The sequence below is a fragment of the Rhodomicrobium sp. Az07 genome (assembly GCF_018619475.1).
Lineage (GTDB): Bacteria > Pseudomonadota > Alphaproteobacteria > Rhizobiales > Rhodomicrobiaceae > Rhodomicrobium.
In genome coordinates this window covers 74,109-86,108 of record NZ_JAHFZG010000016.1, presented here as the reverse complement: position 1 = coordinate 86,108, position 12,000 = coordinate 74,109, and the positions used below count along the sequence as shown (strand labels likewise).

Sequence of the window (12,000 nt, the reverse complement as noted above, 5' to 3'; positions counted from 1 at the left end):
AGCTCAGTGATAGGACTACGACCAGGATTAGACATAAGACGATCCCTCAAGGAACCGTCACACTCGCAGCCGTTCGAGCAAAATGGAAGGTGAGGTCAGAACACCGCTTACCAGGGAAGCGCGGCCTAGCGCCGGATCGGCTGCTTCCCTGAGAGGAAGGCAAGCGCGATGGCCCGGGCAGCGAGTGAAGAGAAGTCTCCGAGGTTCAAGCCGTTTTACACCGTGAATGAACTGGCGGCGCGCTGGGGCATGTCGGCCCGGCATGTGCGGCGCGAGATCGAGGTTGGTGACCTTCAGGCGCATCGCTTCGGCAAGTCGATCCGGATCGCGGCCGAGAGCGTGGCGATCTACGAGGCGACACGCCGGACGTGAGACGCAGCCTGTCCTCTGCTGTCGAGCCATTTTTGCCTCCGCTCGCCAAGTAGTGATATGGTATCCCCAAATAACAAATCGGAAATTATGGTGTATATCTCACAATCAGGGAAGCCCTTCTCACCGGGTCTTCACCAGTCATAATCGATCAACACCGGAGGATCACCATGACCATTGTCCGCCTTCAGATCCTGAACCTCGATCAGCTTCGTGCTGCAATGGCGGGGAGGGACGATCTTCCGGTCCAGACGCGACGAGAACTTGCGTCGGCCATCAAGCGTTTCTGCCAGATCGCGGGCGTCGAGCCGGGACAGGTGCCCGCCGACCCCATGGCGATCCGCTGCCTTCGGGCGCGCGCCTCATGGCAACTCGCCAGTATCAGCGAACAGGCGTGGCGGAACATTCTGAGCCGGGTGACACGGTCGTTCGAACTTGCCGGGATCGATGTCGCCAGACGCCATCGCCGCAGCGGGCTCATCCCCGAATGGCAGAGCTTTCTGAACGCGCTGCCGTCCGAGGACGCGGTCAAGCGGCTGAGGCGGTTTGCGGGCTGGTGTTCGTCGCAAGCGATGTCGCCCGGCACAGTCAGCGCCGAGACCTTCTCGGCGTTCCTTGTCTATCTCGAGACCCAGAGCATCCAGCGCAATGTGCGTCAGCGCTGGCATGAGGCGCGGTGCTGCTGGAACAAGGTCGTGGCAATACCGGGTTCGGCTTTTCCGAAGATGGCCAACACCGCCCCGCCGCGCTGGGCGAGCCGCTCGCTTGCCGAGTTTCCGCAAGCGCTCCAGGATGACATCGCGGGATGGCTCGACGCTCTGGCCCATCCCCCTTTCGACGATGAGCGCGATGCGCTTCGACCGGCAACGCTGCGAAACTATCAGGGTGCGATCCGCCGCACTCTCTCGCGGTTGGTCGAGGCGGGCTATTCCCCGGAAGACTTCCCGAACCTCGAATCCCTGTTTACGCCCGATCGCATCCGCCGCGCGGTCGATCAGGTTCGTGAGGGGCGGCCCGCCGAGGAGTCGCATCCAACGCTGCACGCCATGGCGCAGGCGTTGCTGAGTGCGTTCCGTCATATCGAGGTTGCCCCCGATCATCCGCGCTTTGCCGCGCAGCAGGCGGCGCTTACCATCCTTCGCAAGCTCGCAAACAAGGTCCGTAACCGGCAGTGCTCGATGGTGAAGAAGAACCGCACGCGTCTCGCCGCGCTCAGCACGCCAACAGCGGGCAGGCGGTTCAGGACGCTCCATCTCGACGTGGCGCGACGCTACGTCAAGGTCGCAAACCCGACAGTGGGACAGGCGCTCGACATGCAGATGGCGGCGATGCACATGCTGCTGCTCCATGTGCCGCTGCGCATTGCGAATCTTTCGACCATGGACCTCGACCGGCACACCACGCGCCCGGCGGGCGGCAAGCCCGGTCCGCATCGCCTTTGAGCCCTCAGAGATGAAGAACGGCAGGCCCTACGATGCGCTCCTCAGCGAAGAGGCCAGCGCCTTCCTCGTCGACTATCTCGCGCGCTTCCATCCGCTGATCGCGAAAGGCAGAGGTGCCACCGTGTTCCCGAGCAGCCGCACGGGCAAGCCCAAGAGCACGGTGAGCCTGTCGAAACAGTATTCCAGCTTCCTGGCCCGCGAACTCGGCCTTCAGGTGAACCCGCATCTTCTTCGCCATTACGCAGGCATGGCGTGGCTCGACGCCATGCCGGGCGAGTATCAGGGGCTTGCGAAGCTTCTCGGGCATTCCTCCACGCGGACGACGGAAGCCTTTTATACCGGCGCGGAAGCAAAGACCGCGCAGACCCGCTGGCAGGGTCTCCTGGAAGGGATGATCGAAGAGGACAAGGCGGCCATGACGAAGACGAGGAGGGCGGCCTGATGTCGGGTAATTTCTCCGGTTCCTTCTCCTCGCTGAAGGTTCACGACTGGCCGGAGCGCGATCGCAAGCTGTGGCAGGACGCACGGACGCAAGGCGGCTTTCTCGATGATTCTGGACTTGCCGCCGACTGGCGCCCGTCCACCGTCGTCACCACCGAGTATCGTTACGGCACGTTCTTGTGGTGGCTGAGGGAACGAGGCTCGCTCGATGCCAACGCCACACCCGAAGCGCGCGCGACCATCGAGACCATTCGCGCCTTCATCGGGGACTATTCACAGGGCCACGCAACGTCATCCGTTGCGGACGTGGTCCGTACCGTCGCCGACATTGTGCGCGTCACCGCTCCCGAAGCCGATGTGGAATTGCTCTATGGGGCGCGCGACGAATGAAGCGCAAGGCGACCCCCGTCAAGCCTTTGAGCCATCGCATGTGCCCGACCGCCGATCTCGTTCGCGTCGCCGAGGCGCTCATGGAACGAGGCGTGGCGCTCCTCGAAGACGATCCCGCTCGGAGCGCGCTTCTCTTCCGCGACGGGCTGATGATCCTCGCCGAGACCTGCCTGCCGCTCCGCCGGAAGAACTGCGCCGGACTTCGGCTCGGCCAAACGCTGCTGCGCGACGAGGATCGCTATCGCGTCGCGCTTGCGCCCGAAGCCATGAAGAATGGCCAGCCCTTCGAAGGCTGGTATCCCGCCTGGCTCACACCGCGGCTCGACTTCTATTGCGAGACGGTGCGGCCGATCCTCCTCGGCAACGTCGAGGACGAAGGCTGGCTGTGGCTCGGGCGGCGCGGCGAACCGCTTCAGGGCGCGACCATATCGAGCCGACTGCGCGAGGTGTTTCGCCAGACGCTCGGCGTGCCGCTGTCGCTCCATGCCTTCCGCCACAGCGCGACAACCGACATCGCCATCCACGCGCCAGCCGAAGTCGGCATCGTCAAGTCGGTGCTGGGGCATGCCTCGCCGCTGTCTGCCCGTTTCTATGATCTGTCGTCCAACATGGAAGCATCCGCGCGCTATCAAAAGTTGATGGAAAGCATGATCCGCGAAGACCTTGGGTCAAGCGAAGAGAACCAAGCACTTGTTGGTTGAAATTATTAAATAAAATCATTGTCGGCATCAGTCTATCGCCGCAACATCCTCTCATCATCACTGCCACAGGAGGATAAGTTGATGAGTGGGAAAACGTTAAACGCAGAAGACAAGGCCGAGATCATCGCCAACTACATCGGGATCAACTTTCTGGCCGCCGCGAAGGAACTTCGCGAGCTTCAGGATCTGAAGCCCGATGTCTTCCTGAAGGTCGCGGAAATGGCGGGGCTTGGCAAACGCGTCGCCTATGCGCTGGCGAGGATCGCGCGTCAGTTCGACGATCTGGGCGTGCCCGAGGAGCGGCTTCACGCGATTGGCTGGACGAAACTCCAGATCGTCGGACGCTACCTTACCGAGGACAACGCCGACTATCTTCTCGAACTCGCGGAGAAGAGCACGGTCTACGAACTCGAATCCCGCCTTCGCGGCGAGATCCCGATCGAGGATGCCCGCGTGGTGACGTTGTACCTCTCGCCCGAGCAGCATGAGCGCTTCAAGCTGAAGCTCATCGCGCATGGCGCCGTTCCGAGCGGCAATGGGCTTCTTCGCAAGGAGAAGGCTCTCATGGCGATCATCGACGGCAAGTAAAGTCTTCGGCGGGCGGCGAAAGCTGCCCGCTTCTCTCTTTCTGTGTCTGCTCAGAGTTCTCGGTGTCCCGAGTCTACCCGGGTAGACTCGCTGCTGGGCGGCGCATTCAGGGTGGTTCGAGATCCACACCACCCCCCTTCGAGCCCTCTGGTTGCTGTTTGCGATCACGCGTACACAATTGGAGATGGAACACCAGAACAGGCAGGCACTCGGAAAGAAGGGACGGATCGGGCAAACCCCGACCGATCTCGGCGTGCCTGCCTTGCGCGAGAGGCATCATGGGGACACGGTCGTCATCGCCGACATGCCGAACGCTTGCGCGACAAAAGAAGAGATCGGGCTCTTGCGCGCCTTTCTCCAGTCCGAGATCAATGCCATCCTGAATGACGACGACGGGGAGTGATATGAGTGGCAGGGCCGCAATCTACGCACGCGTTTCGACGGTCCGGCAGGCCGAAGCTGACCTCTCGATCCCCGACCAGATCCATCGATGCGAGGCCTGGTGCAAACAGAAGGGCTATGAGGTTGTCGAGGTGTTCTGTGAACCCGGCGCATCGGCCCTCGATGAGGGCCGTCCCGTGTTTCAGGAGCTGATCTACAAGGCGAAGCGCTCGGATCATCCCTTCGACCTCGTCATCGTGCACTCGCTCTCCCGCTTCAGTCGGGATTCCATGCATTCGGAATTCTACGTCCGCGAGCTGCGCAAGGCAGGCGTCGATCTCGTCTCCATCACCCAGGATATGGGCCGAGGCGGCAATGCCGAGGTCGCGCGCAAGATGCTGAACATCTTCGACGAGTATCAGTCGTGGGAGACGGCCAAGCACGTCCATCGCGCCATGCTCGAAAACGCACGCCAGGGCTTCTGGAACGGATCGAAGCCGCCGTTCGGCTACGATGTGGTCACAAGAGAGGTTCGAGGCACGCGCGAGAAGAAGGTTCTCGTCATCAACGAGGACGAAGCCCGAACCGTGCGCGAGATCTTCGGCCTTGCGCTCGGCGAACGCGGTCAGCCCATGGGTGTGAAGGCCATCGCCACCCATCTCAACGAGCGCGGCAACACAAGGCGCGGCCAGCGCTTCTCGACGGGCAGCGTCTACGACATCCTCACCTCGACCGCTTACAAAGGCCAGTACTTCTTCAACCGCTATCATGCACGGAGCGGCACGCAACGTCCCCCGTCGGAATGGATCGAGTTCGCTGTTCCCTCGATCATCGAGGAGGCCACCTTCAACGCCGCGCAGGGGCTCCTGAAAAGCCGCAACCCGCGCTACACGCCACCCCGCGTCGTGAACGGTCCGACGCTTCTCGCTGGCGTCGCGCGCTGTGGCTATTGCGGCGCCGCCATGATCCTCAACACAGGCAAGAACGGGGCCTATCGCTATTACTGCTGCTCACGGAAGACAAAGGAAGGGCCGCTCTCCTGCCGGGGTATCCGCATCCCCATGGACCGGCTCGATGACATGGTCATCGGTGAGGTTCTGGAGCAGGTGCTCGATCCGGCCCGACTTCGTCACCTCCTCGATACCTGGCTCAGAAGCGCGAGCGAACGCGCCGAGAAGGAAAAGAAAGACCTCACGAAGCTCCGGCAAAAGCACGCCGATGCGAAGGGCGCCCTCACGCGGCTCCTGCAACTCGTCGAGACCGGCATGATGGAGGCCGAAGACCGGGCCCTGAAGGAGCGCCTTCTTGGCCTCAAGCTCCAGCGCGACGAATGCGCCGCCGAGATCGCCGACCTCCAGCGCCGCATGGCTACCGGCGAACCCGCTGTGACACCCGCGAAGATCAATCGCCTCGCGAAGCTCCTGAAAGACAAGCTCACGAGCGGCTCGCCAGAGTTCCGTCAGGCCTACGCCCGGCTTCTCATGCGCGAAGTGCTTGTAAAGGATAAGGAAATCCGCATCACCGGCTCAAAGGCGATCCTCGCCAGAGCCGCATCGGGTGAACCCGGACAAACTCCGCCCGCGGTTCTCTCTTTTGTTCGGGAATGGCGCCCCCTAGGGGAGTCGAACCCCTCTTTCAAGATTGAAAATCTTGCGTCCTAACCGATAGACGAAGGGGGCGCTGCGCGGCGTCGCGGCCGGTCCGACGATATAAAGCGGGTTTTGCACGGCTTGGCAAGGGTCAAGACGCATCGGAAAAGCAATTCCGTCCAGGCGACGACCGGAAAGAAATCCGGCACGATAGAGGGGTTTTGGCCAAGCCCTTCTCATCTGGAAACCTATCGCTATTATGCGCAGATCGCTGGCGGGGGATCATCGCTTGCTGCATACGTCTCAGCATCTGCATTCGGCGCGTCTGGTGCCCATTGCCTTCATGCTCACCATTCTGGTGGGCACCGCTCTCCTGATGCTCCCGGTCTCGAAGGCCGGCGACGGAGCCGCTCCGTTGCTGACGGCGCTGTTTACCGCGACCTCGGCGGTGTGCGTCACAGGTCTGATCGTCGTGGACACCCCGACCTACTGGTCGGGATTCGGGCAGGTCGTGATATTGGCGCTCCTTCAGATCGGCGGGTTCGGGATCATGAGCGGCGCGACTCTGCTCGGTTTTCTGGTCATGCGGCGGCTGCGGCTTACCTACCGCCTGGTGGCGCAGGCGGAAACCCGCAGTCTGGCGCTCGGCGACATCGTATCGGTGCTACGGCGGATCCTTCTGGCGACGGTCGTCGTCGAACTGGCGACGGCTGCTTTCCTCTGCGTCTGGCTGCACCATGCTTATGGGCAGCCTTGGGGCCTGGCCGCGTGGCACGGTCTGTTCCAGGCGGTCTCCGCGTTCAACAATGCCGGCTTCTCGACCTATTCAGACAGCCTGATCGGTTTCGCGACCGATCCTATGGTTCTGGGCCCGATCATGGTGGCCATGATCATCGGCGGCATCGGCTTTCCTGTGCTCAACGACATTCGCAGAGACCCGCGCCGCCCCGGCAGATGGTCATTGCACACGAAGATCACGCTACTCGGGACGGCGATGCTCCTGCCCACCGGATTCATCGCGGTTCTGGTCTACGAATGGAGCAACCCGGCGACCCTCGGCCCGCTCGCGCCTGCGGCCAAGCTGCTCGGCGCCGCGTTCCATTCGGCCATGACCCGGTCGGGCGGCTTCAATGCCGTCGACATCGGGCAGCTTCGGCCCGAAACCCACGTCGTCAGTTACGGCCTCATGCTCATCGGCGGCGGCAGCGCCGGAACCGCAGGCGGCATCAAGGTGGCGACCTTCCTGGTGCTTGTGCTGGTGATCTGGGCGGAAATCCGCGGCGAGCCCGACGTCACTGCATTCGGACGGCGCATCTCCAGGGATGTCCAGCGGCAGGCGCTCACGATCGTCCTGCTGGCCGTCGGTTTCGTGGGGACCTCAACCCTGATCCTATTGTCCGTGAGCGATTTTCCTTTGCAGGACGTCGTGTTCGAGGCCATATCCGCCTTCGCCACCGTGGGGCTTTCGACGGGCATCACCCCCCACCTGCCTCCTGCCGGGCAATTGGTCATTATCTTTCTGATGTTCGTCGGCAGGGTCGGCACCATCACGGTGGCGACCAGCCTGGCCCTGAACACCAAGCAGTTGCCCTATCGCTATCCGGAGGAGCGCCCCATTGTCGGCTAACCGTTCATTCCCGCGCGAGGACGCAATCGTCGTCATCGGTCTCGGCCGCTTCGGTGGCGCCGTTGCCGGGTCGCTGAAGCGGCTCGGACACGACGTCCTGGCCATCGACGAGAACGCCGCACTGGTCCAGTCCTGGGCCGACCGACTGACCCATGTGGTGCAAGCCGACACCACCAATGGCGACACGCTGCGTCGTCTCGGCGTGCACGAGTTCCCACGGGCCGTGGTCGGCATCGGCTCCGACCTGGAGGCGAGCGTGCTCACAGTGCTGGCCCTCTGCGAACTCGGTGTCCCGGACATCTGGGCAAAGGCGAACGGGCCAAAGCACGGGCGCATTCTGGAGCGTACCGGAGCCCACCACGTGATCTATCCGGAGGCAGACATGGGCGAGCGCGTGGCGCATCTGGTCACCGGGAAGATGATGGACTTCATCGAGTTCGACGACGGTTTCGCCATCGTCAAGACGCGCGCCCCACGCGAGATCGAGGGCAAGACGCTCTCAGAGTCCGCCTTGCGCAGCAAGTATGGTGTCACCGTCGTCGGCGTGAAGCGGCTCGGGGCCGATTTCAACTATGCGCGACCAGAGACCATGATCCTGCCAGGGGACCTTCTCATCGTGTCGGGTCCGACCAAGCTGGTGGCGGTGTTCGCCGCGATCACCTGAGATTGTCGCCTCGCGCCCGGAGGTTTCTGTTGTCGATCAGCTTTTCTGCGTCAAATCGAGGTCCGATTAAACGCAGGCTGATCTCGATGCAGGCGCGCGCCGCACTCCCCGCCTTGTGCGGAACGCGTCGCGGCTGGCCAGAATGGCGCCGCCGGTGATGAGAAGCGCGGCCACCCAGAGCGCGGGCTTCGACGGGCCAAGCCCCGTCGCGGTCAGAAGAGCCGTCGACAGCAGCGGCGAAAAATAGGCCAGCACGCCGAGCGTGCGCAGGTCGCCATGCTTGCAGCCATAGTCCCACACATAGAAGGCGAGGCCGATCGGCCCGGCTCCAAGCGCCAGGATCGCGAAAAGCTGCAAGCCGGGCGCGGGCATCACGAAGTCTTCGAGCGCGAGATGCGCGCCCCACGCCAGAATCGCCGTGCCGAGGCAATAGATCGAAACGGCCGCGCTGGGGACGCCGCGAAACAGTCGCGTCAGAACCGAATAGCTCGACCATGTCAGCGCAGCCGTCGCGGCCATCGCATAGCCGAACGCGTTGCCGCCGAGCGACAACGCCGCGCCGCCCGTGATCGCGAGCGCGGCCCCGGCGAATGCCATCGACACGCCGGAGATATGCCAGACGGTCAGCTTCCCAGCCGAGGCGCGCGCGGGCAGCATGGTCGAGAACAGCACGATCAGCACGGGCCACAGATAGTTGACGAGGCTTGCTTCCACGGCAGGCGCGTTCTGCATCGCGAGAAAGAAAGCGAAGTGATCGACGAAGAACGCCGTCACGCCGACCGCAACCGGCTTCCAGCCGAGCGCGCCGAGGCCGCGCCGCGCGGGTGCGTTCGCCGCCAGCCAGACGAAGCCCGCCAGCGCGCCGATGGTGAAGGTGAGCGCGACCAGTTCGAGCGGCGGGATCGCCCCCGCGAGGACCGTGAGCGTGGGCAGCAGCGCCCATAGGGGAATGGCGAGGAGGCCGATGGCGGTGGCTTTTCCGCCGCTCGTCACATGCATTGGAATTTATCCCGAGAGCGATGCGCGGGAATACCGCCCGCGAGCCGATGAGGCAATGGAAAACGGCTCCGAGGTTCCGCGCGAAATCCGCCTGAATAACGGCAGACCTTAAGCGCCGCTCGCGTGCCAGCCGGGCAGGCCCCGCGCCTCGCTGCGGCCCGCAAGCTCCACAGCCGGGGCAAGCGCCGCCTCGAACCGGGTCTCCACCTTGGCGCGCGCGATCCGCCGCCGCAGAAAATCGGCCCAGAGAAATTCGCTGAACGGCGTCCTGTCCTTCGAGTACCCGCCCTTGCGTCGCAACGCGCCCGCCAGGCTGCGAAAAGGATCGTCGGTCATGTCGGCGATTCTCGGCGGGAGGTCGTCATAGTCGCGGCGATGCCCGTCATCGTCGAACGGATGCACCAGGCCGAGGCTGTCCATGACTTCGAAAAACGCCCCGTTGTCGATGTCGCGAAAATCGAAAACCGGCATCGTCGGCACCGCGCGCGCGCCGGACAGGAGAAGCGCAGCGAGCAGATGATGGCGGTCTATCGCATAGAGCCGCTCTTTCGGCCCCTGCACGACGGGGATGGCATGCCGAGCCAGATAGCGGCGGCGCTCATCCCGCGCCATCTTGTCAAGCTCGGTCGCGCGGCGTTCGACTTCCCGTCGCCCGATGGTCATTTGCGTGGGCCGAAGATCGGCAATCGGAATGGGCTGGAGGAGGGGTGCGCGAACGGTTTGCAGGAGCATGCACACTCTCGATGGACGAAGTCGCCTAGATCAGCCTGCGTTTAACCGGCCTCGATTTGACGCAGAAAAGCTGATCGCGGCACGAGGCTGTAGCGCAAAGCTTACGCTGGCGGCGGCAAATGAGGTAGGCGGTTTCGTCAACACAGCCATACGGCCGCGAGCTGGCCACCCCCTTCAGCAGGCGCCCGGTGCATTACAGGATCGTGACAGGTTTCGCCGTAGCGACAGTTTTTCGCAAATTGAACGCAAGCGAGACGCGCGACCCGCCCGCCCTTAAACGAGAAGGCTCCGGCGGCGAGAAGCTCCCGGAGCCTTCTGAAAACTGGTTGTGCAACCGGAAGCGGTCAGTTCCGCTGTTCGAGGAGACGCCGCGCGATCACCTGCGCCTGAATCTCCGCCGCACCCTCGAAGATGTTGAGGATGCGCGCGTCGCACAGCACGCGGCTCACCGGATATTCGAGCGCGAAGCCGTTGCCGCCGTGGATCTGCAAGGCGTTGTCCGCCGCCGCCCACGCCACGCGCGCGCCGAGCAGCTTCGCCATGCCCGCTTCAAGGTCGCAGCGACGCCCGCCGTCCTTCTCGCGCGCGGCGAAATAGGTGAGCTGCCGCGCGATCATCGTTTCGGCCGCCATCATCGCGATCTTGTCGGAGACGCGCGGGAATTTGATGAGCGTCTTGCCGAACTGCACGCGCTCGGTCGCATAACGCAGCGCGAGATCCATCGCCGACTGCGCCACGCCGACCGCGCGGGCCGCCGTCTGCACGCGCGCGGATTCGAACGTCTGCATGAGCTGCTTGAAGCCCTGGCCTTCCTCGCCGCCGAGCAGGCCGGACACCGGCACCTCGAATTCATCGAACGAAAGCTCGTATTCCTTCATGCCGCGATAGCCGAGCACCTCGATTTCGCCGCCGCTCATGCCGACGGCGGGGAACGGGCTTTCGTCCGTGCCGCGCGGCTTCTCCGCAAGGAACATCGAAAGGCCCTTGTAGCCGGGTTCCGCCGGGTTGGTGCGCGTCAGCACGGTCATGAGGTCGGCGCGGACGGGATGCGTGATCCACGTCTTCTGACCGGTGATCTTGTACACCTCGCCTTCGCGCACCGCGCGCGTCTTGAGCGAGGCGAGGTCGGAGCCTGTGTTCGGCTCGGTGAAGACCGCCGTCGGCAGCACTTCGCCGCTGGCGAGTTTCGGCAGCCACTCTTCCTTCTGCTCTTGGGTGCCGCCGCCGAGGATCAGTTCCGCCGCGATCTCCGAGCGCGTGCCGAGCGAGCCGACGCCGATATATCCGCGCGAAAGCTCCTCGGAGACGACGCACATCGCCTCCTTGCCGAGACCAAGCCCGCCGAATTCCTCAGGGATGGTGAGGCCGAACACGCCAAGCTCGTTCATCTTGTCGATGGTTTCGAGCGGAATGTACTCGTTCTTGAGGTGCCATTCGTGAGCGAAGGGCTTCACCTCGGCTTCGACGAAGCGGCGCATCTCCTCGCGCATCGCTTCGAGCGTCTCGTCGAGGCCGCCGTCGCCGAAATGCCCCGTGCCCTGCGCCTGCTCCACGAGTTCGACGAGCCGCGCGCGGGCTTGCCGCGAATTGCCCTTGATGAGCGCGGCCACGGCGGGCGACGCGAAGGCGTCGCGGTCTGCCGGTTCGAGGTCGAGGTCGTGAAAGCGGATGATCTCGGTCTGGCTCATCGGAATGCCGCCGAGAATCTGCGCCGCGTATTCGCCGACGCCGATCTGCGTAAGGAGCGCTTCCGTCTCGCCGAAGCGGCCTTCGTCGGTCAGGCGGTGGGCGTAGGCCGCCATCTGGCGGAGCGCCTGCGCGTAGGTTGCCAGCCATGCGAGCCCGTGGGCGGCGTGCTGCTCGCGCTCGATCAACGCGTTGGAGAGCTTGCCGTCCTGCGTGACGCGGGCGCGGATATTATCGGTGACGCGGGCAAGCAAGCGGTCGGCGTTGGCGGCGGCCTCGTCGCAGAGCTGAAGCAAGTCCGGAGCCACAAGGGGAGCGGAAGACTGGCTCATCGGCCTTATCCTTTCATGCGGTTCTTGGAATTTATCCCACATTGGCGCGTTTTCGCAGA

General features: G+C 63.7%; 13 protein-coding genes, 1 tRNA gene and 1 pseudogene. 10 read left to right on the top strand and 5 right to left on the bottom strand.

Features of this window, described 5'->3' with window-relative positions:
• Positions 1–168: 168 nt before the first annotated feature.
• From KKP04_RS12435 to KKP04_RS15965, 8 genes and pseudogenes are all read left to right on the top strand, one after another.
• Entirely contained in the window at positions 169–372 is a 204-nt protein-coding gene (locus KKP04_RS12435) for a helix-turn-helix domain-containing protein (RefSeq protein WP_215031731.1), read from the top strand.
• A 167-nt stretch (positions 373–539) separates the two neighbouring features.
• Positions 540–1,811, top strand: coding sequence for a hypothetical protein (locus tag KKP04_RS12430; RefSeq protein ID WP_215031728.1), 1,272 nt, complete (start codon positions 540–542; stop codon positions 1,809–1,811).
• Positions 1,812–1,821: 10 nt separating this feature from the next.
• Positions 1,822–2,253 (top strand): site-specific integrase, encoded by a 432-nt coding sequence (locus KKP04_RS12425; protein WP_215031725.1) that lies wholly within the window; start codon positions 1,822–1,824, stop codon positions 2,251–2,253.
• Positions 2,253–2,642, top strand: a complete 390-nt coding sequence (locus tag KKP04_RS12420) for a hypothetical protein (protein WP_215031722.1) — start codon at positions 2,253–2,255, stop codon at positions 2,640–2,642. Before KKP04_RS12425 ends, KKP04_RS12420 begins: the two co-directional genes overlap by 1 nt.
• Positions 2,639–3,343 carry a tyrosine-type recombinase/integrase gene (locus KKP04_RS12415; protein ID WP_215031719.1) on the top strand — a complete coding sequence of 235 codons (705 nt, stop codon included), beginning with the start codon at positions 2,639–2,641 and terminating at the stop codon, positions 3,341–3,343. Before KKP04_RS12420 ends, KKP04_RS12415 begins: the two co-directional genes overlap by 4 nt.
• Positions 3,344–3,424: 81 nt before the next feature.
• Positions 3,425–3,931 (top strand): hypothetical protein, encoded by a 507-nt coding sequence (locus KKP04_RS12410; protein WP_215031716.1) that lies wholly within the window; start codon positions 3,425–3,427, stop codon positions 3,929–3,931.
• A 151-nt stretch (positions 3,932–4,082) separates the two neighbouring features.
• Positions 4,083–4,334: a hypothetical protein gene (locus KKP04_RS12405; protein ID WP_215031714.1), complete on the top strand. Its 252-nt coding sequence runs from the start codon at positions 4,083–4,085 to the stop codon at positions 4,332–4,334.
• Positions 4,315–5,349 (top strand): annotated as a pseudogene (locus KKP04_RS15965) (recombinase family protein); the annotation flags it as partial. The gene KKP04_RS12405 and the pseudogene KKP04_RS15965, both read left to right, overlap by 20 nt.
• Here the strand turns inward: KKP04_RS15965 and KKP04_RS15560 are convergent.
• Both KKP04_RS15560 and KKP04_RS12390 read right to left on the bottom strand, forming a co-directional pair.
• Positions 5,323–5,562: a hypothetical protein gene (locus tag KKP04_RS15560; protein ID WP_251134087.1), complete on the bottom strand. Its 240-nt coding sequence runs from the start codon at positions 5,560–5,562 to the stop codon at positions 5,323–5,325. The pseudogene KKP04_RS15965 and the gene KKP04_RS15560 overlap by 27 nt on opposite strands.
• A gap of 354 nt (positions 5,563–5,916) precedes the next feature.
• A tRNA-Glu gene (locus KKP04_RS12390) sits at positions 5,917–5,991 on the bottom strand.
• A 199-nt stretch (positions 5,992–6,190) separates the two neighbouring features.
• Here KKP04_RS12390 and KKP04_RS12385 point away from each other — a divergent pair.
• Entirely contained in the window at positions 6,191–7,528 is a 1,338-nt protein-coding gene (locus KKP04_RS12385) for a TrkH family potassium uptake protein (protein WP_251134086.1), read from the top strand.
• Positions 7,518–8,192 (top strand): TrkA family potassium uptake protein, encoded by a 675-nt coding sequence (locus KKP04_RS12380; RefSeq protein WP_215031710.1) that lies wholly within the window; start codon positions 7,518–7,520, stop codon positions 8,190–8,192. Before KKP04_RS12385 ends, KKP04_RS12380 begins: the two co-directional genes overlap by 11 nt.
• Positions 8,193–8,258: 66 nt before the next feature.
• Here KKP04_RS12380 and KKP04_RS12375 read toward each other — a convergent pair whose 3' ends face one another.
• From KKP04_RS12375 to KKP04_RS12365, 3 genes are all read right to left on the bottom strand, one after another.
• Positions 8,259–9,191 carry an EamA family transporter gene (locus KKP04_RS12375; protein ID WP_215031708.1) on the bottom strand — a complete coding sequence of 311 codons (933 nt, stop codon included), beginning with the start codon at positions 9,189–9,191 and terminating at the stop codon, positions 8,259–8,261.
• A gap of 108 nt (positions 9,192–9,299) precedes the next feature.
• Positions 9,300–9,923, bottom strand: a complete 624-nt coding sequence (locus KKP04_RS12370) for a ParB-like protein (protein ID WP_371818790.1) — start codon at positions 9,921–9,923, stop codon at positions 9,300–9,302.
• A gap of 344 nt (positions 9,924–10,267) precedes the next feature.
• A complete protein-coding gene (locus KKP04_RS12365) occupies positions 10,268–11,941 on the bottom strand; it encodes an acyl-CoA dehydrogenase family protein (RefSeq protein ID WP_215031707.1) in 1,674 nt (557 codons plus the stop codon).
• Between the last annotated feature and the right edge of the window lie 59 nt (positions 11,942–12,000).

Coding starts and splice junctions, on each gene's coding strand:
- KKP04_RS12425 (WP_215031725.1), top strand. CDS start 1,822: ATGAAGAACGGCAGGCCCTACGATGCGCTCCTCAGCGAAGAGGCCAGC.
- KKP04_RS12430 (WP_215031728.1), top strand. CDS start 540: ATGACCATTGTCCGCCTTCAGATCCTGAACCTCGATCAGCTTCGTGCT.
- KKP04_RS12365 (WP_215031707.1), bottom strand. CDS start 11,941: ATGAGCCAGTCTTCCGCTCCCCTTGTGGCTCCGGACTTGCTTCAGCTC.
- KKP04_RS12415 (WP_215031719.1), top strand. CDS start 2,639: ATGAAGCGCAAGGCGACCCCCGTCAAGCCTTTGAGCCATCGCATGTGC.
- KKP04_RS12420 (WP_215031722.1), top strand. CDS start 2,253: ATGTCGGGTAATTTCTCCGGTTCCTTCTCCTCGCTGAAGGTTCACGAC.
- KKP04_RS12375 (WP_215031708.1), bottom strand. CDS start 9,191: ATGCATGTGACGAGCGGCGGAAAAGCCACCGCCATCGGCCTCCTCGCC.
- KKP04_RS12410 (WP_215031716.1), top strand. CDS start 3,425: ATGAGTGGGAAAACGTTAAACGCAGAAGACAAGGCCGAGATCATCGCC.
- KKP04_RS12435 (WP_215031731.1), top strand. CDS start 169: ATGGCCCGGGCAGCGAGTGAAGAGAAGTCTCCGAGGTTCAAGCCGTTT.
- KKP04_RS12370 (WP_371818790.1), bottom strand. CDS start 9,923: ATGCTCCTGCAAACCGTTCGCGCACCCCTCCTCCAGCCCATTCCGATT.